Annotated in this window: 20 protein-coding genes and 4 pseudogenes; 7 read left to right on the top strand and 17 right to left on the bottom strand. The window is 34.8% G+C overall.

The features are described 5' to 3' along the window. The 3 genes from BR30_RS38150 to BR30_RS0123525 form a co-directional block, all read right to left on the bottom strand. On the bottom strand, window positions 1-394 hold a 394-nt coding region (locus BR30_RS38150), incomplete at its 3' end, for an IS110 family transposase (RefSeq protein WP_026567137.1). Then, entirely contained in the window at window positions 384-563 is a 180-nt protein-coding gene (locus BR30_RS38145; RefSeq protein ID WP_231507779.1) for a hypothetical protein, read from the bottom strand. The genes BR30_RS38150 and BR30_RS38145, both read right to left, overlap by 11 nt. Window positions 564-759: 196 nt before the next feature. Continuing rightward, the gene (locus tag BR30_RS0123525) at window positions 760-1,230 is read right to left on the bottom strand and encodes an NUDIX domain-containing protein (protein ID WP_026567136.1); all 471 of its coding nucleotides are present in this window, start codon (window positions 1,228-1,230) and stop codon (window positions 760-762) included. Between the two features lie 402 nt (window positions 1,231-1,632). Between BR30_RS0123525 and BR30_RS34405 the strand changes: the two are divergent. Continuing rightward, a pseudogene (locus BR30_RS34405) lies at window positions 1,633-2,867 on the top strand (IS110 family transposase). A 238-nt stretch (window positions 2,868-3,105) separates the two neighbouring features. Here BR30_RS34405 and BR30_RS0123515 read toward each other — a convergent pair. Continuing rightward, window positions 3,106-3,540 (bottom strand): hypothetical protein, encoded by a 435-nt coding sequence (locus BR30_RS0123515; RefSeq protein WP_026567135.1) that lies wholly within the window; start codon window positions 3,538-3,540, stop codon window positions 3,106-3,108. A gap of 117 nt (window positions 3,541-3,657) precedes the next feature. Between BR30_RS0123515 and BR30_RS0123510 the strand changes: the two genes are divergently transcribed. After that, on the top strand, window positions 3,658-3,891 hold the full coding sequence (locus tag BR30_RS0123510; protein WP_026567134.1) for a hypothetical protein: 234 nt from the start codon (window positions 3,658-3,660) through the stop codon (window positions 3,889-3,891). A 128-nt stretch (window positions 3,892-4,019) separates the two neighbouring features. On the opposite strand, the pseudogene BR30_RS34400 reads toward BR30_RS0123510, so the two are convergent. From BR30_RS34400 to BR30_RS0123460, 9 genes and pseudogenes are all read right to left on the bottom strand, one after another. Beyond that, window positions 4,020-4,471, bottom strand: a pseudogene (locus BR30_RS34400) (hypothetical protein). A 577-nt stretch (window positions 4,472-5,048) separates the two neighbouring features. Further along, window positions 5,049-5,963 (bottom strand): tetratricopeptide repeat protein, encoded by a 915-nt coding sequence (locus tag BR30_RS0123495; RefSeq protein WP_026567132.1) that lies wholly within the window; start codon window positions 5,961-5,963, stop codon window positions 5,049-5,051. 75 nt (window positions 5,964-6,038) lie between these two features. Continuing rightward, window positions 6,039-6,179 carry a hypothetical protein gene (locus BR30_RS36920; protein WP_155928783.1) on the bottom strand — a complete coding sequence of 47 codons (141 nt, stop codon included), beginning with the start codon at window positions 6,177-6,179 and terminating at the stop codon, window positions 6,039-6,041. 183 nt (window positions 6,180-6,362) lie between these two features. Then, a complete protein-coding gene (locus BR30_RS0123485) occupies window positions 6,363-6,785 on the bottom strand; it encodes a hypothetical protein (RefSeq protein ID WP_026567131.1) in 423 nt (140 codons plus the stop codon). A gap of 320 nt (window positions 6,786-7,105) precedes the next feature. Next, a pseudogene (locus tag BR30_RS34395) lies at window positions 7,106-7,390 on the bottom strand (short-chain dehydrogenase); the annotation flags it as partial. Between the two features lie 99 nt (window positions 7,391-7,489). Beyond that, window positions 7,490-7,654 carry a hypothetical protein gene (locus tag BR30_RS37470; protein ID WP_197032390.1) on the bottom strand — a complete coding sequence of 55 codons (165 nt, stop codon included), beginning with the start codon at window positions 7,652-7,654 and terminating at the stop codon, window positions 7,490-7,492. A 256-nt stretch (window positions 7,655-7,910) separates the two neighbouring features. Next, window positions 7,911-8,183: a DUF2277 domain-containing protein gene (locus BR30_RS0123470; protein ID WP_026567130.1), complete on the bottom strand. Its 273-nt coding sequence runs from the start codon at window positions 8,181-8,183 to the stop codon at window positions 7,911-7,913. A gap of 300 nt (window positions 8,184-8,483) precedes the next feature. After that, window positions 8,484-8,672: a hypothetical protein gene (locus BR30_RS0123465; RefSeq protein WP_026567129.1), complete on the bottom strand. Its 189-nt coding sequence runs from the start codon at window positions 8,670-8,672 to the stop codon at window positions 8,484-8,486. A 109-nt stretch (window positions 8,673-8,781) separates the two neighbouring features. After that, window positions 8,782-9,729 (bottom strand): metal ABC transporter substrate-binding protein, encoded by a 948-nt coding sequence (locus tag BR30_RS0123460; RefSeq protein WP_026567128.1) that lies wholly within the window; start codon window positions 9,727-9,729, stop codon window positions 8,782-8,784. 225 nt (window positions 9,730-9,954) lie between these two features. On the opposite strand from BR30_RS0123460, the pseudogene BR30_RS34390 reads away from it, so the two are divergent. From BR30_RS34390 to BR30_RS0123430, 5 genes and pseudogenes are all read left to right on the top strand, one after another. Then, window positions 9,955-10,953, top strand: a pseudogene (locus BR30_RS34390) (permease). A gap of 15 nt (window positions 10,954-10,968) precedes the next feature. Next, on the top strand, window positions 10,969-11,895 hold the full coding sequence (locus BR30_RS0123450) for a TIGR03943 family putative permease subunit (RefSeq protein ID WP_026567127.1): 927 nt from the start codon (window positions 10,969-10,971) through the stop codon (window positions 11,893-11,895). Between the two features lie 440 nt (window positions 11,896-12,335). Further along, window positions 12,336-13,223, top strand: a complete 888-nt coding sequence (locus BR30_RS0123445) for a permease (protein WP_442852991.1) — start codon at window positions 12,336-12,338, stop codon at window positions 13,221-13,223. A gap of 13 nt (window positions 13,224-13,236) precedes the next feature. After that, on the top strand, window positions 13,237-14,115 hold the full coding sequence (locus tag BR30_RS0123440) for a TIGR03943 family putative permease subunit (protein ID WP_026567125.1): 879 nt from the start codon (window positions 13,237-13,239) through the stop codon (window positions 14,113-14,115). Window positions 14,116-14,878: 763 nt separating this feature from the next. Further along, on the top strand, window positions 14,879-16,396 hold the full coding sequence (locus tag BR30_RS0123430) for a COG4705 family protein (protein ID WP_026567124.1): 1,518 nt from the start codon (window positions 14,879-14,881) through the stop codon (window positions 16,394-16,396). A gap of 303 nt (window positions 16,397-16,699) precedes the next feature. On the opposite strand, the gene BR30_RS34385 is transcribed toward BR30_RS0123430, so the two are convergent. From BR30_RS34385 to BR30_RS0123410, 4 genes are read right to left on the bottom strand one after another with little or no spacing between them, the layout of a single operon-like run. Further along, window positions 16,700-17,353 carry a malonate decarboxylase holo-ACP synthase gene (locus BR30_RS34385; RefSeq protein ID WP_051633741.1) on the bottom strand — a complete coding sequence of 218 codons (654 nt, stop codon included), beginning with the start codon at window positions 17,351-17,353 and terminating at the stop codon, window positions 16,700-16,702. Next, entirely contained in the window at window positions 17,326-19,020 is a 1,695-nt protein-coding gene (mdcD, locus tag BR30_RS0123420) for a biotin-independent malonate decarboxylase subunit beta (RefSeq protein WP_026567123.1), read from the bottom strand. The genes BR30_RS34385 and mdcD overlap by 28 nt, the downstream gene beginning before the upstream one ends. Further along, entirely contained in the window at window positions 19,010-19,309 is a 300-nt protein-coding gene (locus BR30_RS0123415) for a malonate decarboxylase subunit delta (RefSeq protein ID WP_026567122.1), read from the bottom strand. Before BR30_RS0123415 ends, mdcD begins: the two co-directional genes overlap by 11 nt. A gap of 26 nt (window positions 19,310-19,335) precedes the next feature. Continuing rightward, window positions 19,336-20,160: a triphosphoribosyl-dephospho-CoA synthase gene (locus BR30_RS0123410; protein ID WP_026567121.1), complete on the bottom strand. Its 825-nt coding sequence runs from the start codon at window positions 20,158-20,160 to the stop codon at window positions 19,336-19,338. Between the last annotated feature and the right edge of the window lies 1 nt (window position 20,161).

The raw sequence follows: 20,161 nt of genomic DNA, 5'->3' as shown, positions 1-20,161 counted from the left end.
AAACTACTTTGGATACAGAACGTTCAAACTTTAGAGTATTTAACCATTCACGATATCTACGGGTCCACTTTTTTCCTTTGAAAGGAGGGTGAATCTCATTGCGTAAAAGGAATTTCGATAATCGATGTTTGGCTCTTAATTCATCTTCTTTGGCATCTTCACGAGCACGAACTAAATCCCGAAGGGCTTCATCATCTTCTGTTGGCACATAAACAGGAGTTAATTCGCCGGCGCGAAATAACTTTGCTAGTTTAATCGAATCCCTACGGTCTGTTTTGATGCGCTCTCCTGGTTTTTTAGGTATTAAAGATGGGGCGATCACTTCACACTCAATTCCTAGGCTAAGAAAAAGTCGATATAAACCATAGCCAGTTGGTCCAGCTTCATAGCACACTCGAAGATTCTCTTTTTTCTCCAAGTTTTTTTACTAACTTTCTAATGGATTCCAGAGTGTTAGGAATCATTCCCCAATACCTTGGCTCATCACGACCTTCATCTGCAATGGCAACGGCAATTTTTTCTTTTGAAACGTCTAAACCTACATATTTTATGGTATCCTGCATAATAACTAGCTCCTTCCGTAATGTAGCTCTGATTTGGTTTGTTTTTTCCAGTAAACAGTGTAACCAAATTAACCTACGGTGTTACGAGTAAGGAGCTAGTTTCGTTCATGATAACTTTAATTAAACTGCTCCTTTAGCTGAACAAGAAAAAGCCGCCAAAATGGCAGCTGGATCTTCAATTATTGCGCCTGATAGCTTAAGAAGGGGTATGTAGATTTTTTAGTATCCCTTTTAATTCAACTAACTTCTGTTTAATAAAAGGATCAATTTCTTCAGGTAATTGATTCAATTTAAAAAACTGGGCTTCTATTGCTAGTTTACTATCAGGAGTTATTTCTCCTTCGTACTCGGTACATAAATAACCAATTGCAACAGTATGATACTCATCGCCACTTTCTCCGACTCGATTTATTAATTCCTTGCCAGAGTAAACACCAAATAATTGAAGTGAATGTAACATTAACCCTAAATCTTCTTGTACATTTTTCTTAATACATTCTTCAACTGACTCATTTAGCTGCAATATTCCACCAGGAATTCCCCAGTCTGCACTTGAATACCTACTTAATAATATTTCCCCTTTTTTATTTAAGATTGCTACACTTGGTCTTACCATTATCAAAGGGAAATTTCCAATCATTTCTCTTATGTCTTCACAATAGCCCATAGATACTCCTCCATATGTAAGGATTTTAATATAATAAAAGCCAACCTTTTACTTTAAAAAGATAAACTAAAGGATAATTCTACTCCTTTCTAGTAGGAATTTGTCAGCCACCTACTACGCAAGTTGCATTTGAGCTACCCACTACATTATTTAATTCAGTTAATAATAATTGAAGAATTTCTGGTTGACCATTTTTTTTATGGATTTATTATATCAGTAACCAGGGTAGGACGTAACTGTCCGTGGGACTTTGACCCCGTCAGCTAAACGGTTCGCCCCCTACTTGTAGAAACATGATTGAGGCTGGTTGGGACTGAAATCTCGTATAACAAGCGAAGCTGTGATACTGCATGGAGGATTAGGGTTTACTGGCAAATTACTAATTTAGGAGGAGATTTTAGAATGAATCCAGTCATTGGTCTGGATGTTTCAAAGGGTGAAAGTCAAGTTCAGGCATTTTTAGATAAAGGCAAACCATACCGTAAGAGTTTTAAAGTTTCTCATACTATTGAAGGTCTTGAGTTACTTGTAGAGTTTCTGGAGGTGGTTAAGAGAGAAACTGGCAAGAAAGCACCTATTGTTCTAGAAGCAACAGGACATTATCATTCCTCTGTTGTTCAATACTTGGAGAACCGTGGGTATTTATTGATCATCATTAATCCATTGATTTCTTATAAGGCTAAAAGTTCAAGTCTTCGAAAAGTAAAGACAGATCGATAGATGCTTACCATCTCTGCGAGCTGTATTATAAGGAGGATTTAGAGCCGTATAAGAAGCGTGGTGTGCAGCTATTAAATCTTCGGAATCTTACAAGACAGCACAAAAATATTACTGGTGTATTGATTCAAACAAAGCTACAATTTCAAGCGATTCTGGACCAGGTCTTCCCTGAATACAGAGGGGTTTTTGGTGACTTATATTCGGTAGTATCATTATTAACTCTTTCAGAGTTTCCCTCATCGGAAGATATATTAGAGGCAAGTGTTGAAACCATAGCTGACAAAATCGCTCAATTATGTAAAAGTCGTTCATACAGATGGGCTAATGATAAAGCTATTCAACTCAAAGCTGCCGCAGACCGAAATCCGTTTGAAAAGACTTTGTATCAAAGCCATATTTTGAGTCTTGGTATGTATATAAACATCATTCTTCAATACAAAGAGCACCTATCCAAGTTAGAGTCAGAGATAGATGCCCTCGCAAAAGAAGTTGAAGAATATAATATTATCAAATCTATCCCTGGTATCGTTGAAAAGATCGCGGCAACGATCATTTCAGAAATTGGGGAGATAGATCGATTTAGTGATCCTAAAAAGCTAGTTGCTTTCGCTGGAGTTGAACCTAGTGTATTTGAATCTGGTAAGTTTACGGCCACCAAAAATCGAATCACTAAAAGAGGATCCAGCAGGCTTCGTCACGCCTTATACATGGCTGTTCGATGTGCTATACGTGACTGTCGTAATAGCAAAACGAGCGATGAAATCATTCCTCGTAATAAGAAATTACGAAAGTCCTATGATAAGAAACGGGAAGAAGGAAAACCTTTTAAAGTCGCTGTTATTGCCTGTGTAAACAAACTCTTACATTTGATATATGCCTTACTAAAAAGCAAAACTACTTTCCAAGATATTGCTTAGCAACTAAGTCTAACTAAATAACACAAAACCTTCCAATTTTAGAATAACGGAAGGTTATTTGGCATGCTTATTTTTAGTATATCATTTGGTTTATAAGATTTTTTCTTGAAAAATATTGACAAACTATTAGCTGGTTTTAGTGGAACAAGAAAAAGAGCCGCAGCTACGACTCTTTGTTAAACTAAAGCACCCTTTAATTCAATAATCGAGATGAATAAGTTGCAAAAAGTGACCTGCATTATTTATGCCTTATTTCCTCATAATCTGTACTTAGAGGTGAAGCATATATATTAATAAATAATATGTAAACTGGATACAGAATGACAGACCCATAAATCAGAAGGCTAAATCTCGGAAATAGTGTTACTCCTACATTAATAGGAAAAACAACAGGGAAAAAAGAGAAAAAAAGAATAAAATATGGTACCCACAAAAGGAGTGACAAATAGCTGTATTTTCTACTTATAGCCCATTTTTTCGTTAAGTAAATGAATAACATTGTCAAAAGTAGAAGTCCAATAACATTAATAGCAGCAATTAAAATGTAAACATTATCCCATTCCCAGCCAGTTAACATACTAATATGAGATACATTTATTATGAGTTCGATTGCTATAAACAACGCTATAGCGTATAAGGCACTAATAATATTTAACTTTATAAAAAACTTCATCATATACCTCCTTAATTAAGAAACAGCAACAACTCTGAGTTAAGTTCTTTATACAATTATAATCATTCTTAAAGTAACCTGCCACGTTATAATTAGTGGGATAAAAATTATGACGTTGTGGAAATAGACCAAGCTGAAAAAGGGAATGAATTAAGTCATCCCTATATTTTAAAATTTACTATTCGAACATATGATGATAAAAAAGATTATAGGTACCTTGGTACAGATACGATTAAATTTGGAGTGTCACCCCTTCAGTTTAATAAAGAATTGGATGAGAAAAATCTAGCTGCTGCCAAAGTGGATTTATTAAACTATAAGCACCGTGAACCTTCGAATAAAAGAAACTAAAAGAGCACCGAAAGGTGTTTTTTTTAATTGGAGTTCTTCAGCTAAACTGCATAGTTAGTACAATAAAAAAACGGGATCGCCGCAGCCATCCCATCTTTAACATCATTGTAGAAGTAATGCATCTTAGTTTACTTACACTTATTGATATTGCTTCTTAATATTGTGGTCCTAATTTTTCATTCTTTGAGTTAGAAAGACGTACCTGCACTTTTACATTTTCCATCTTTGCTGTTATTTCATCAAATCTTCCTGCCCAAGTCGGACTATCTATTTCTGGAGTAGGGTAAAGCCTGAAACGCCAACTAATTTCACTTGGTATAAAAGCGAATCCTTCATAACTGTCGTAATTGCCATAAGAGGAGGGCTTAGGAAGGTGAACTCCAAGAATACTTATATTAGTTCTTGCAAAACTGGCTGGTCGCAATCGCACTTTGTAAATCAATGCCGTGCCCTTTGAATTTTCAAGTTTTTTATCAGTTTCTTCCAAGACCATACTGCAAGGGAAGGTTGCTGCCTTTGATGGTAAAGGATAAATAAAAAAAATTGAGATGATAAATATGCTTAAAATAAATCGTTTCATATTGCACCTCTGACATTTTTTTGTTTAATTTACCCTTATTTTGTTCTAAATATTTGATACTCCTTCTTAATGTAACCTGCTTCGTTACTTGAATTAGAAAAAGGCTTTACTCCCAATTGAAGTAAAGCACTCCGTTTAGTTGAATATCTGTTATCCCAAAAAGTTGGATATAAAATATTGAAAACCATAAGCTCCTAAAGAACTAATACTTGCCACTAAAGCTGCTATTGGTAATATTGATTGCTTTTTCGAACGAAACAAAAAAAGAATGGATAAACATAAGCTAATTATAAAAAAGAAAATCCATATTTTGTTTAATGTAAAAGAATCGAAATTGATAAGGTAACTCGCTATGTAAATAACATTAATTAAAAGCATTAGGATTAAGATGGATCTTTTCAAATTATACCCTCCCTTTATTTTATAATTTATCCAAATTATAACACATAATCACTATTTCTTATTAAACTAAACTGCTTCGTTAGTTTAAGTGTATTATTTCACAATCTTTATTCGGTATAAGAAAAGCGAGTTTTTATGACAAAGATTCGACCATCATGTTTGACAGTCGAATCATTTATTTTTGATATTCAGGATGATTGTGTCGCTTACATCCAAATAGATAGCAAGCTCCAGTACGATAAGTTTCAAACTCTAATTTAGGAACATATCCAGATGTAATTAGGCTTATCATATTTTTATACTGATTATTTTCGTCCATCAACTCTTCAATTAACTCTTTCTTATCCGTTTCCGTCCAGTTTTCTTCTACTTCTTCTTTTTTAACGTCTTCGATTTCTTCTTCCTTCTCTTCAATTGCTTCTTGTATAATCTGATTCATAAGCGAAAAATTGTTAGTTTTAAATAGAACATAAACAAATCTACGAACCCAATAAGGATCTTTAGCATAATCTTTATACCCCTTTCCAAACCAATGAATCGCTTCATTAAAGCAATTCAATTCAACATATAAGTCAGCAACATCAATTTCTCCTGCAAAATCATCCGCTTCCTCATTAAACGCATCCAACTTCTCTTTAGCTTCTGTTATTCGCCCTAGGTCAATTAAACATTTTACATGGTTATACATTGTATTGTCTGAATCTCCTGCGGCTCGCAAGAAAAACTCTGAAGCCTCTTCCAACTCTCCAAGATTAAAATAAGCTACAGCTAAATTATGATTTGCTTCATTAGATGGTTGAATCGAAATGGACTTTCGCAATGCTTCTTTAGCTTCTTTCCATTGTTCTCGTCTAATACTAATTTCCCCTAGAATGTTATAAGGAAAGTATGAGGATGGATTCATCTTAACAGCCTCTTTTATTAGCTCAAGGGCTTTATCATTATCCTCTTCCTCATAAAGGTACATCCAAGCAAGATTATTTAGGGATTGTACGTCTCTGGATTCGAGAACTGCTTGTTGAAACAGTTCCATTGCTTCCTTATATTCATTTTGTTCAAACATTTCAATTGCCTTTTGATTAGTGTTCAAATATGTCCCCCCGAAGTAAGTTAATAGTAAATTGATTAATTTACAAATTTCAACTATTCTGCAACGTACTTACAATTAGATACTCAGCTTAAGAAGACAACTGTGATGTTCATCCTTCAAATATTGCAGAATCGTCATACCCAGATGAAACATATAATATTTTTTGCCCATTAAGAACCACATTGAATAGGTAAAAAAGATGATTAAATGCTTCATTTATGTCCTCTTAAGAAAAACCTATCTCGGATAAATGATGTGTTTTTCTATATTCCTGAAATATTGGACTTTTATAATTATTTCTTAATGATACTAATCCACCTGAAGCCCATCTCCGCAATTCTTCAACAAAAAAGTGCATTACACCTTCTTGGAATAAAGCACTTGTTAGTACAATATTGTTTAAACTTCTTCCTGATATATTTCTGCTTTTATTGGTTTTAAATTCAAAGGTATTTTAAACTCCTGAAGGTTTTCTATATGATTTAAAAAATCCTCTTCATCCTCATAATCCATTGACCATACTTCTATTTCTAACTTTCTTAATTCATCTGCTGGTATAAATAAAAATTCACAGTGAAGTTGTTCCATACGAGAATACCCATCTTCTTCATAAACAGAAAACTGACGTACAAAATCAAGGTGAAATAATTCTTCATCAGTAAAATCATAAACACCACATTGAAATAGGATTTCTTTATCTTCTTCTCCCTCAACTGGTTCTTTACAAAAAGCCTTAAATGTTTCCCAAACCTTTTTTATATCAATAGTATCTTCGCCAATCTTATTCTTAAGGTAACTTTCAGCATTCATAACCGTAATCATTACAGCACCTCCGATATTATTATGTGATTATGCTTATTCAACTAAACTGATCCAATAGTGGAACAACAAAAAAGGCTGCCGCAGCAACCTAACCCTTCTTGAACTCAAGCATCTGTTAGTTTAATAAGGTCATTTAATAATAATATTCTACAATTAAAGGTAACACCTTATCCTGTTCTTTTTTTGATTCATGTTTGTACTCTAGCACTTCTACTTTGAAACCATGACTACATCCAATTATAGGGCTGTCGCAGGATACTTTCTTCAAATGTTAAAACGAACGTATCCGTTAATTTAGTTAAGATAAAAAACAAAAAGGCTTATATTCCAAAATGTATCATGTATTTATTTTCCTCTTTAGCCTGAATTATTTTAGAAGCTAACTCATTAAGTTCAGCAGATTTTTTATACATCGTTGAAGATGTAATCACATCATAAAACATTGATAAAGAATCAGGTGGAATAATTGTAATTCCCCAGTAAGCTAACCCAAATTCTGGGCGTTCAAACGAATGAAAGTATGTTCTCATAATAGATAAATGCTCATTTAAGTGAATAATAATTTCATCATTAACAGAAATACAATTATATTTTTGTGGTTCATAACCAATATTCCTTACTCACCCGTTACTTAAAGAAGGAAAAGGCGACCCTTCAATATTGAAGCATCGCCCCATTTAACACAATGAGAGTATAAAACAGTTTTATTCGATGTTTCTTTTTTCTAACAGTTGGATAATCTTATTGTTTTGCTCAACTTGAACGTCACTATTTCTTTTTACCCTATAAGTCCATATTAAAAGAAAAACAACTGCCAAAGGTGTTCCTATTGTAATTAGGAAAGACCCATAACCCATAACACTAACCATATAAAATCCCCCATCATTTTTCCTAAATCATACCATTTATTAGATACCAAACCCTCTCATAAAATGAATTTTTCTTGAACTATCCTGCCCGTTAGTCGAATAAAAAAGGCTGCCGCAGCAGCCTTTCCTCCTCAACTCAAGCACGTGTTAGTTTTACAAACTAATTCTGAATAAGCTGTCGAAACAGCTTATCTTTTTGATTTAAGCACTGTAAAGGACCTATCCTATCAAACACTTTTTTCTATTTTTTAGTCCACTAATTTGTTCCATACCTTTTAGCTGCTCTAGTACGAGCACGCTCAGCTTCGACCTCACGATTCCGTGGCTCGGAATTCGTTACTAGTGTGTTTAATAGTTCTCTAGAAACCATTGCAATCTCATTGACTGCACGAATAAACGCCTCCTCATTCGCCTTTGAGGGCTGGTTATAACCCGTTATCTTTCTGACGTACTGAAGAGATGCTGCATGAATCTCTTCTTCGGTAGCTGGTGGGTCGAAATTAAATAATGTTCGAATGTTTCGGCACATAACTTACTCTTACTCCTTTTTGTTTTCATTATTGTTGGTTTTGAAAAAAGATTGATTAAATTTAAGGAATATAAAAATTCATCTTTTCGAACAAAAATTGATCAAAACAATGACTCTTTTCTATTTTTAGAATTACCATTGATGGAAAATTCCACTTTATATCTAACACCAACTTTTAAATAAATGCTAAGGTATTTATTCTCCATTGTTTTTAACAATACCTTCTTTCACTAATCTGCCTCGTTAGTCCAATAAGAAAAGCCACCATTGGGTGACAGCCTGTTAAGAATCAAGTATCGGTTAGTGTAATAAATTTAAAATAATTATTAACAAGATGGATATTGAAAAGAAGCCAGCTATAAAATACCCCAAAAATTTTAATGGTTTTGGCAACTTTTTTACCTCAGCTTTGCTTACATGTGCAGAATTTCCTTCTATTTTATTCATGTGGTCTATTACATCATTAAATGGCTTATTTTCTTCTTTCATAATAACCACCCCTTTACCACATTTTAACATATATATTTATTTTATTATTGTTTTAATGTAAATTCTTATTACACTCTCTCAGATTGATACGAATATCTAAATTAGATAACTAATCTAAAATCGATAATTTTAATGACTCCAGATTATTTTTCATAACATCTAAATAGTCTAATCCCTGTTCTTGCTCTTTCTTCGTTAATCCCTCTAATGGATTTAATACTTCCGTTTTAGCACCTATTTCTTTTGCTAACGTTTCCGCCACTTTTGAAGATGTCATCTCCTCAAAATAAATAACTTCGGTATTTTTCTTCTTTGTCAGCTCTGTTAATTCAGATAATTTTCCTAATGTTGGTTCGACATCGGGTGATAATCCTGCGATAGGAATTTGAGTCAATCCATATTGTTTTGCCAGGTATCCAAATGCAGCATGTTGTGTAACAAATTCTTTCTTCTTGGCTTTATCGATAGTCTCTTTATATAAGTGGTCCAAATCAGCTAACTCCGCATTTAAAGCCTCTGCATTTTTTTGAAACTGGTCTTTATTTTTGGGATCTGCCTGTTCTAAAGCCTTAGCAATAGTGTTTACTTCTAGCTGAGCTAGAACTGGAGAAAGCCAGACATGAGGATCTTTAGACGATGTATGTTCCGAATGACCATGTTCCTCCTCATCCTCTGATTCGAGTGCATCCATCAATTTAATCCCACTAGCAGCCTCAACAACCTTTAAATTGGAATAATTAATACTTTTCAATACTTTTTCAGTCCAAAGTTCAAAGTAGTGGCTATTGTAAATAAAAACATCGGCGTTTTGAATTTTTACCATATCCTTTGCTGTCGGTTCCCAATCATGTGGTTCTGCACCATTTGGTATTAATAGTTCCACGTTTGCTGAACTGCCAGCCACCTCTTTTGTAAAGTAGTACATCGGATAAAAAGTAGTGACAATTTGCAGTTTTTTAAATCCTTTACTTGTTTTTTCACTTTTCGTTGAAGCTGTGTTTGAGCAACCACTTACCATTAATAGAAAAATAAATACCGGGACTAACAGTCTTTTCATGTTCATTTACCTCCAAGGTATCTTTAATTAGGAATTATTACGATTTAAGGAGCATAATTATTTTGTATAATTTAAGATTAATAGCAATATGTAAATCGTAATTATTACGAATTAAATCTTATAACGATTATATATTTATGTCAATCATCAAATTTTAATGAAATGAACTAAGTATAAGTGCATATCAATATGATAGGATTAGTAGATTTGAGGAGGTAGATTGTAATGACCTTTATAAATAAGCTGTTTAAGGATAGTATCGTTTTTCTATTATTTTGTTTATTCCTTTTTCTATTTCTTTTTGCGAATGAATTAAAAAACATTTCATTTTTTACTAGAATCCCTAGTATGTTTTTTAATGTAAATACCATTTTTCTTAGTATTATTTTAGAAGCTATTCCATTTATTTTATTGGGTGTATTTGTATCAGCTATTATCCAATCATTTGTTTCCTAAAATGTAGTCCGAAGGGTTGTGCCCCGTAATGCCTATTTAGCCCTTATACCTGCTGCCTTACTTGGGATAATCTTTCCTATATGTGAGTGTGCCATCGTTCCTGTCGTCCGCAGGTTAATAAAAAAAGGCATGCCTTCACATGTAGGTGTTGTATTTATGCTTAGTGCTCCAATCTTAAACCCTGTCGTTTATGCGTCTACTTATTTTGCGTTTAAAAGCACACCTTATGTAGCCAATGCAAGGATGTTTGTAGGATTTATAAGCTACATTATTATTGGATTAATCATTTACAGACGTTTTAAAGGTGAAAATATTCTTAAAGTGCAGAAGGAAGACCATCACCACCACAACCACCAAAGAGGAAATAAACTATTAGAAACACTTTATCATGCAAGTGATGAATTATTTGATACAGGGAAGTATTTATTCATAGGTGCATTTCTTGCCAGTTTATTTCAAGCTTTCTTAGACCGAAATGTTCTCTTACCAACAGGGACAAGCACAACCTTTGCACCAATGGCTATGATGGGACTAGGATACGTCCTTTCTGTATGCTCTTCAGCAGATGCCTTTGTAGCCTCATCTTTTGGTTCCACTTTTACAGAAGGTTCCATCCTTGCATTTCTAGTCTTCGGTCCTATGATTGATATAAAAAACACCTTAATGTTATTTGGTTTTTTCAAGAAAAAATTTGTCATTTATCTACTATTGGTAACTCCTCTTGTCGTCTATTTTTCCGTATATATTTTTCAGCTAATTTTTTTATAAAAGGGGTGTCCAATAATGAGATCTAATAAAACCCAAGATTTTTCTTTTCATCATCTTATCAGGGGAATCATTTTGATTGGATTTATGCTACTTTTATTTAAATTACTTCTAACGAATAATATATCTCTTTTAATCGCACCAAAAATGATTCGATTTATTTATTTCACTCTCTTTATATGCCTTATTCTTGGAGTTCTTTTGATTATAAGAGGAACTTCAGGGAAGGATCATTCTTATCATTGTGATTGTGACGGGGATCATGCCTATCCTTCCTCTTTCTCAAAAAGTGTGTTTCTTTATTTATTATTTATTATTCCTATAACCACAGGATTTCTTTTCTCAAACAATGTGCTGGGAAGCTCTGTTGCAATGAACAGAACAATTATTTTGGGAGCTAGCTCTCAACCACCTAAACAAAATAAAACTTCAAATAACAGTCCAAAATTACCATCATCATCTAATTCCAATAAAACTACCACTTCAACTAACACACAAAGTGTACTTGATAATCAACCTGAGCCTTTAACTCAAAAAGAATATGATGCTTTAAAGAATAAAATATTAAATGCTAATTCCATTAATATAGACGATAACCAGTATGTAAACGTAATGAACATTATTCAAGATAATCTAAATGCGTTGATTGGAAAAACGGTAACCACAAAAGGATTTGTGTATCGGGAAAAAGAATTTATGCAAAACCAGATTATTGTTGCTCGATTTGGGATCACATGTTGTGTTGCCGATGCCACGGTATATGGAATGATGGTAAATGGAGAGGTAGCTGCATTACCGAAGGATAAATGGGTTCAAGTAACAGGAAAAATTGGGCAAACCCAATTCAATGGGGAGACAATTCCCGTTATAAAAATTAACCAGCTTTCAAAAATTACTGCTCCGCAGCAGCCCTATGTGTTTGATGCAGGTATTAAAATTGAATAGACCTTTATATATAATGAAAAAAATGATTACTCCATCAAATTAAAAACAAGATTAAAGGCATATATTTTTATATATTCATAAAATATTCACATTTATGTAGTAAGATTATTTTTGGGGTAACGAACCATTATCTAATACAGAGAAATCCAGCCGTAATTGTGCTGGATTTTCTATTTCTAATTATTACTGATTTCAAATAAAACATTAATGAAATTAAAAAATATAACTTGTGAAATACTTTGAAAGGGGTTTTGCCTTGGATCCCTTACACATCTTTTTTATTGAAAATTCCTTTGAACTGTTAGCATTTTCGTCACCAAGATTGTTTAATATATTTTAATGGGAAACATATCTACCCCATATGGAAAATCAAAACATATCAAATTAGTGATAATTTTGAAATGATAGAAGTTGTTTTTTTAAGAAACCAATTGTGGTATATCACAGGAGGAATATTCATGGATCGATTATTACAATTGAATACGATCTTTATAAGTATTATCATTGAAGCATTCCCATTTATTGTCGTTGGGGCTTTTATTTCTGCACTGATAGAAGTTTTTGTTTCTGAAAATACACTGCTTAGAATTCTGCCAAAAAATAGATATTTATCTGTTGTTGCTGCTAGTTTTATGGGAGTATTATTTCCTGGATGTGAATGTGGGATTGTTCCCATAGTTTCACGGTTAATAAAAAAAGGACTCGCCCCTCATGCAGGAATTGCCTTTATGCTTTCTGGTCCAATTATCAATCCGATTGTTTTATTTGCTACATTTATTGCATTTGGGGATAGCTGGACAATGGTAGGGTACCGAGCAGGGTTAGCAATCGGTGTTTCAATTTTAGTTGGACTTGTATTATCTTTTGTCATAAAGGACAATCCACTAAAAGAAAATATTGAGATACATGTTCACAACCATTCTCACCAGAATACTAGACAAAAATTAATGAGTGTTCTTAACCATACCAGTGACGAATTTTTTAGTATGGGAAAATATGTAGTGCTGGGTGCATTAATTGCATCTACTATGCAAGTTTATGTACCTACACGGATATTAACAACATTGGGAGGTACACACGTAACTGCTGTACTGGTTATGATGGCTTTAGCTTTTATCTTATCTATTTGTTCGGCAGCAGATGCTTTTGTAGCAGCATCTTTTCGTAATTTTTTCCCCCAAACTTCAGTCGTATCTTTCTTAGTGTTTGGCAATATGGTAGATATTAAAAATTTACTTATGATGTTTGGGTCTTTTAAGGCAAAATTTGCGGTTCTTTTAGTTTCATTAATTACTTCATTTGTATTCATTGGTTCACTTCTTTTGTAAAGGATGTGGGATGATGTTTAAAGTCCTTATTTTAATACTTACTACAAACTTGTTTTTTATGCTGCATGCTACAGGAAACATTTCAAAATATATAAATATGAAATATAGCTTCTTATCTGGAAGTATGATCGTGATTTTATTCATACTTACAGTTGTCGAAGGAATTAAATTATGGTTTTCTGGAGAAAAGAAAGAGGAACAACATGATTGTGATTGTAGCTACGATCATCATGATCATGGTCACGAAAAAAAGAAACAATCCGTTGGAAAAAGGATAAAAAAATTCTTGGCTTACACTGTCGTGTTAGTTCCTGCCATCTCAGGTGTGGTTTTACCAGTGGCAACTCTTGATTCACAGCTAGTGGATGCAAAGGGGTTTTCATTTCCGACATTAGAAGACGGAAATGATCGTTACGGGACGCATCAAGTTCTAAATCCTGATATGAGTAAATTCATGAACCAAGCTGATTTTGTGGATTTAGTAAGGAAAGAGTCTAAGTCTTATATTCCAAAAAATAATATTACTTTAACGGATCAAGACTATTTAGTCGGGTTAGAAGTAATGTATAATTTTTCAGGGGCGTTTGCAGGGAAAACTCTTACCATGAATGGATTTACTTACAATGGTCCAGGAGAACAACCTAACCAGCTGTTTTTACTTCGCTTTGGGCTCATTCACTGTGTCGCTGACTCTGGTGCCTTTGGAATGATGATTCAATTCCCGAAAAACGTACACATTCCGAATGACCAATGGTATCAGGTAACAGGAACAATGGATACAGTTTATTATCCACAAATGAAAACTAAAATTCCTGTTTTAAAAGTAACAAGCTACAAAACCATTCCAAAACCGAATGACCCTTATGTTTACAGAAACACTTTGAATTTATAAGGAGGACCCTGTGGGGGTCTTTTTTTATGTCGATTTATGTATGGATTTGCCACTTTAGTGAAACATGAAAAAAGAGGCCGCAGCTACGACTCTTTGTTTCGCTCAAGCACCCTTTACTTTAAGTGTATTTCTTCACAAATTTTTCGATAGGAATTTAATGATGTTTTACAATATTGTAAAACATCATTAATGGATAATATAAGGAAAATATTGAGATATCATCAACAATGAAATTGAGATAGACTTGAAAAGCTTAATATTTCTCCTTTCTGGTAAAATAACTTCAAGTAATCCCTTCTCATCCTTTCCTCCTCCCAGTATGAAAAATTACTTTCCCTTCTTCAACACTCCTGGACCGTAAGTCCGATAAGAAAAATACCGCTTATTCTTAATAGACACTTAAGTTAATTTTAATCAGTTATTAATAAATAGCCCTCCAATTTATAATATAGTAGAGAAGTAGAGACTAAAATCATCTCAAATGAAAATAAGCGATGGAAACAATGACTACTTCCAAAAAGGAGATGAGTTCCCTTTTAAGAAAACTTGGCATTTTTGAACAAACTGAAACTTCAATTCGGTAAATGTTAAGCAAAGAATCACAAGCCACCCTTTTTTTAAATCGTCAAGATTATGGCAACCATTGTGGGAGAAACAGCGTGGACTTCCTAAATGATAAACTTGGATTTGGATACGTATCCTTATTTAGAGAGAGAAATAAAACTAAGTTGTGGGAAACCACTTTAAAGAAAGGAAATTATAAATGCAAGAAAACCAAAATAAAATAAAAATTTTACTTAACAAAGTGCCACAAGTGACGATTTTCTTTTGGATCATCAAAATTTTGTGTACAACTGTTGGTGAAACGTTTGCTGATTTCATCAATTTCAATATTGGACTTGGTTTAACTCTTACTACCATTATTATGGGAGTTGCATTTTTTATTGCATTGTTTTTTCAATTTAAAGCGAGCAAATATGTTCCAGCGATTTACTGGGTAACAGTTGTTCTTATAAGTGTATTTGGAACATTGGTAACGGATAACTTGACAGATAATATGGGCGTACCACTTGAGGTTAGCACAGCTGTTTTCTCGGTGCTACTAGGACTGACTTTTCTATTATGGTATCTTAGTGAAAAAACACTATCGATCCACTCGATTTTTACTAGAAAAAGAGAGGTTTTCTACTGGCTTACAATCCTTTTCACCTTTGCACTTGGAACAGCGGTCGGCGATTTATATTCCGAACAACTTGGTTTTGGTTATCTTAACACAGGAATAGGCGTTGTTATTATTATTGCTCTTGTGTTCTTAGCTTATAAATTTTTGAAACTTGACGGAGTATTAGCTTTCTGGATTGCGTATATTTTAACTCGTCCACTTGGAGCGTCAATTGGAGATTACCTATCTCAATCAAAAGTAAATGGTGGATTAGGACTCGGGACAACCGTTACGAGTGTGATTTTTCTTATCGCTATTTTAGCGATCATCGTTTTCCTTGCCGTTTCAAAAATTGATACAAATGCTAAGAGTGATATAGCGGAAACAGACCAAAGAAATGCAAATAAGAAACATGTGCTAACACAAACGATTGTTGTACTCTTAATTTTCTTAGTTGTTGGTATAGGTGGTTATAACTGGCGCAGTAATAATATTGCATCACAAGGTGCTACAGAGCAAGCTACATTAGCAGGTCAATTAAACGATTTTGTTAAAATTGAAAATGGTATGCTAAACGCTGTAAATATAAACGACTTTGCTTCAGCAAAAAAAGGCGCTGATAATTTGGAACATCAGTGGGATACACAAGAACCTAAGCTTCGAAAAATTGATAGCACTACATGGACAAAAATTGATGGAACAATTGACTCTGTGCTAGCAGCAGTTCGTTCTTCAAAACCTAATATTAATCAAAGCAAAACAGTACTTACTAATTCACATAGTGCCTTAAATGCTGCAAATAAATCAACATCAAAACCGGGTGCTTCACAAACTACATTATCTGGACAGTTAAACAATTTTGCAAAAATCGAAAATGATATACTAAACGCTGTAAACAAAAATGACTTTGCTTCAGCGAAAAAAGGGGCAGATGAATTAGAACATCAATGGGACATACAGGAACCTAAGCTTCGAAAAATCGATGGCGCTACATGGACGAAAATTGATGGAACAATTGATGTTGTATTAGCAGCAGATCGTTCATCGAACCCTGATGCAAACAAGTGTAAAACAGCACTTAACAATTCACTTAGTACCATAAACGCAGCAAATAAATAATAATCTTAGGAATCGCCAATCGCGGTTCCTTTTTAAATAAAACTCTTATTAAACTGCCCTTTAGTTTAATATGAAAGGGGATCGCAGTAGCGTTTGTTAAGTTGGATGTAAAAACCCCTCCAGTAAGCTAAAAGGGTCGTGTCGAAATTATCGATCGTATTTGTATTAAGTTGAAGTATTTACGATAAATCATTAGTTCAACTTATAAAGATAATAAAATCCCAAGTTACTAGTTTACACTTGGGAAAAAGAATACTTTTTTATTTGTTGAATTGATCTCTCTATTTTTTTATTATTTTACTCTTACTGTCCAAGTTTTGTTTCGGATAATAAGGTAAAATCCCATGGATTTCTCACTAGCTTGGGACCAGAATTTGTGCGTAGAACCACCGTTTTCGTCCGTTGCTCAATAAATTCTCGTAATAAAAACGCACCATTCCCCGTCTCCACTTGAATATCAATCCGAATACTTAATGTATCTAATGTTTGAAGCAGTTTTTTTGCTTTGTAAAAATCAAATTCCTGCGGCGAATTTATCACCAGATCGAGATCACTTGTTACTTTCAAAGCTGGATATCCAGTAGCCATTTCAAAACCGGCACTCCCAGTAGGACCCCAGCGCCAATCCGACATGATTTCCATTACTATATCCATTACAGCTATAGCAGGCAGCTGTTTTCTTTCATCATTTAATTTTTGCCACATTTTTTGTTCTTTCAACCAATAAGGAGAAAGGATGTTTATAACACCATTTTGATGAAGGAATGCAGCTTCACGCTGATTGCGATTATATCCCCGAATTCCAACGGGGATATAATCCTGATTAGGCCTTTCCGCACGGCGAACAACTACGAAGGGAGTACGTTCCAAAGAGGGACCTGCCCAATCATTCCCTTCATTCCATTTCAATAGGGATAGATCTGATATTTCTATAAGATCATGTGGTCGAATTTCCATTGTTCTTTCAACAGCTCCCGAACCTTAATTGTTGCAGCACGTCCCCCAGCTAATGCTGATTTTGTTTTTAGCCGGAAACTTAAATCTGTTACAGTGCCTTTCACGTTATTAATTGCTTCCACCAAAGTTTGTTCTATTTCTTCAATATTTTGCTCTGTTGGTTGATCAGGATTAATATTTGAAACCAATTTGTATAATGCACCTAATGTACTATAGCTGCGAACATCATATGCCATCGCAGGTACCTTTTTCGTCGCTTCCTCCAGTTCTGCAATGGTACGTTTTGTAACTCGGGCAGCCGAAGCTTTTGACATCGCTTGAATTGTAATTTTTTCATCGTCTAATGCAATAAGCCGATTCGACTGCAGCCCATGCGCTAAAAAGCCGCCTGAAATAGCGTTCCCTACAATCAACCCAATAACAGGATGTCCCTTTTGCCGCGCTGTTGCATAAGCGTCTGCACTTGCTGCCAACGCTAAGTTAATCCCAATCAATTCTTCCTTATAGCCATAGGCTTGACTTGGAACATCAATAATAGCAATAATCGGGCGTTTATCCTCTTTGTTTTCATCTTGTTGAATCACATCCCGTACAACTTGTGCAACCGTCCATCCTTCCAACAGACCTACTTCCCCATTACGTACACGAGGAAATTTATTATTTGGATCTGGAACAATGGAAATATACCGGCACAATTGACCATTCTTTTCAATATCCGCAGCTAATACCGATGGGACGGAACTTGTTGGATAAACGATACCTGTTAGATAGGAGAACCATTTATATCCTCTGCTGTTTGAATAAGCTGAATGCCCTTCTCTCGCGATCGGAACATCTTGTTGAACCGGCTGAAGCTGTTTAAAATAGAACGTATACTTTTCTGGTGTCCATTCTAAGGATAAATCGATGTCATTTATTAAGGTTAGATAGAAATCAATTTGTTCCGATTTGGCTGGATTTTCTTTAGTAGTTAAGGCTGAATCAATGTTATGAATAATGACCTCCGTATCATCTTCCACCACAGCATCTACTAATCCTGTTTTAAGCCGCTGATTCGATCCGATTGTATTCCAAATTAAAGCTTGATCACTTGAATCAAATTCAATTACACCCGCTTCTTGTTCAATCACTTCTGGACCATTTAATCCTAAACGCGCTTTATTAGTGGCAATTAACGTGGTAAATAGCTCGGCTGTAATGGACATTCCACCAAAAGCACCTATCCGGCCGGGAATAATTCCAACGACTGGTACATAGTTTCGCAGTGCCACAATTTGATTGCCAATTTCAGAAATAGAAAGCAAGCCATAATTCGCTTCTTGTAAACGGACACCACCCGTATCAAATATCATGATAGGATAAATGGTTTTACCTTGTTTATTTTCTTCAAGAGCCAATTCAAGTGAGGCTGAGATTTTTGCTCCACTAACTTCTCCTATCCCCCCGCCTTGAAAAGCACCTTCCATCGAAATGATGAGAACATTTTTCGCGTTGATTTGACCAAGAGCCAAGATAATGCCATCATCACTCTGGGGAACGATCCCTTGAGGTTCTAAGTGTGGTGATTCCATTCTATCTAATGGACCAAGCAGTTCCCGAAAAGTCCCTTTGTCAAGTAACGCTTTTGCCCGATCGCGTCCATTCAATTCTACAAAGCTATTCAGCATGCTCAAGCACCTCCAACGCTTGGGTTAACCTTAACGTAACCACACCTGGTGTAGCGCCAAAATCATGTATGGTTATTTTTGCAGTAATTGGATATCTGTTAAGGAAACGGGTTAACACATTTTTCCATATATCCCTAAATCCATCACTACCTGTTAGGATATTGACCTCTGTTTTGTTTCCTTGTATCGGTTCAAGGATAATTTCTAAATCCCCCGACCCAACGACACCTATATGTGCTGCTTTTTCAATAGGTTGTGAAGTTATATACTCAAATTGTAGTTTTTCCATTCCAGTCCACCTCCGAAATTTTACTATTAACTTATTAAAAACAAAGTGGCAGCCAATAAATCTGCACTTCCCCCAGGAGAGAGTCTTCTAGATTCACAGAATTCCGTTAAACGGTCAAAAGTCTTTCTGCCTATGATTGTTTCAAAACCATCCCACAACAAAAACTCTTTTGCCAATCGCTTAATTTCTATTAAATCTGACCATTTTCCACGGTGCAAGATGCATGTATCATCTACTGAAGCCATGAGTGCAAGCAGGGATTCAATACGAGCTTCTTGCTCAGACCTTCCTGCCTTTCTTGCTCTAAGCAAAGCAGGTAATCCCGCATTTCGTATCGTAGGAAATCCATGTTGTGCTTCATCTTTCGCGCTCATGACCCGGTATTTTTTCTTAACTGCTTGCCCATGGGTCTTAAGTGCCGGGTCATATCGATCCTTGAAAGAGGCAATCTTGCCAGCAGTCTCCAAGATTTTATATGGATCATGTTCTTCTGGAAAGACAGCTCTTGCACTTGTCAATAATCCGATTGCCCAAATAGCTCCTTTATGTGTATTGACTCCCCCTGTAGCTAAAAGCATCTCCTTCTCTCCTTTCCTTCCGATAAAAGCAATTCTCTCACGCAGCTCTTGATTGACAGGGTGAAGATAAGAAACGTTTGCTATTTCTCTGAAAGTTGTTTCTAATGCTTGTGCGGATTGCAGCATGAGATCAATGGACATATCAGAGTGGGATCCACTATTACCTGCATCTACTAATCCTGGCTTAGGTGTCAAAAGGGCTTCATCTATTAATGCTTTTACCGCTTTGGATGCCAACTCCTTACCAGTGATTGCTTGATTAAGGGTGAGCATT

Source organism: Bacillus sp. UNC41MFS5 (genome assembly GCF_000686805.1).
The sequence above is the reverse complement of the archived record's forward strand: the minus strand, read 5'-3'. Positions and strand labels throughout refer to the sequence as shown.

What these genes read in the sequence shown, in the direction of transcription:
- BR30_RS38145 (WP_231507779.1), bottom strand. Translation starts at nt 563, where the DNA reads ATGCAGGATACCATAAAATATGTAGGTTTAGACGTTTCAAAAGAAAAA.
- BR30_RS0123525 (WP_026567136.1), bottom strand. Translation starts at nt 1,230, where the DNA reads ATGGGCTATTGTGAAGACATAAGAGAAATGATTGGAAATTTCCCTTTG.
- BR30_RS0123515 (WP_026567135.1), bottom strand. Translation starts at nt 3,540, where the DNA reads ATGAAGTTTTTTATAAAGTTAAATATTATTAGTGCCTTATACGCTATA.
- BR30_RS36920 (WP_155928783.1), bottom strand. Translation starts at nt 6,179, where the DNA reads ATGAAGCATTTAATCATCTTTTTTACCTATTCAATGTGGTTCTTAATG.
- BR30_RS0123485 (WP_026567131.1), bottom strand. Translation starts at nt 6,785, where the DNA reads ATGATTACGGTTATGAATGCTGAAAGTTACCTTAAGAATAAGATTGGC.
- BR30_RS37470 (WP_197032390.1), bottom strand. Translation starts at nt 7,654, where the DNA reads ATGGTTAGTGTTATGGGTTATGGGTCTTTCCTAATTACAATAGGAACA.
- BR30_RS0123470 (WP_026567130.1), bottom strand. Translation starts at nt 8,183, where the DNA reads ATGTGCCGAAACATTCGAACATTATTTAATTTCGACCCACCAGCTACC.
- BR30_RS0123465 (WP_026567129.1), bottom strand. Translation starts at nt 8,672, where the DNA reads ATGAAAGAAGAAAATAAGCCATTTAATGATGTAATAGACCACATGAAT.
- BR30_RS0123460 (WP_026567128.1), bottom strand. Translation starts at nt 9,729, where the DNA reads ATGAAAAGACTGTTAGTCCCGGTATTTATTTTTCTATTAATGGTAAGT.
- BR30_RS0123450 (WP_026567127.1), top strand. Translation starts at nt 10,969, where the DNA reads ATGAGATCTAATAAAACCCAAGATTTTTCTTTTCATCATCTTATCAGG.
- BR30_RS0123440 (WP_026567125.1), top strand. Translation starts at nt 13,237, where the DNA reads ATGTTTAAAGTCCTTATTTTAATACTTACTACAAACTTGTTTTTTATG.
- BR30_RS0123430 (WP_026567124.1), top strand. Translation starts at nt 14,879, where the DNA reads ATGCAAGAAAACCAAAATAAAATAAAAATTTTACTTAACAAAGTGCCA.
- BR30_RS34385 (WP_051633741.1), bottom strand. Translation starts at nt 17,353, where the DNA reads ATGGAAATTCGACCACATGATCTTATAGAAATATCAGATCTATCCCTA.
- mdcD (WP_026567123.1), bottom strand. Translation starts at nt 19,020, where the DNA reads ATGCTGAATAGCTTTGTAGAATTGAATGGACGCGATCGGGCAAAAGCG.
- BR30_RS0123415 (WP_026567122.1), bottom strand. Translation starts at nt 19,309, where the DNA reads ATGGAAAAACTACAATTTGAGTATATAACTTCACAACCTATTGAAAAA.
- BR30_RS0123410 (WP_026567121.1), bottom strand. Translation starts at nt 20,160, where the DNA reads ATGCTCACCCTTAATCAAGCAATCACTGGTAAGGAGTTGGCATCCAAA.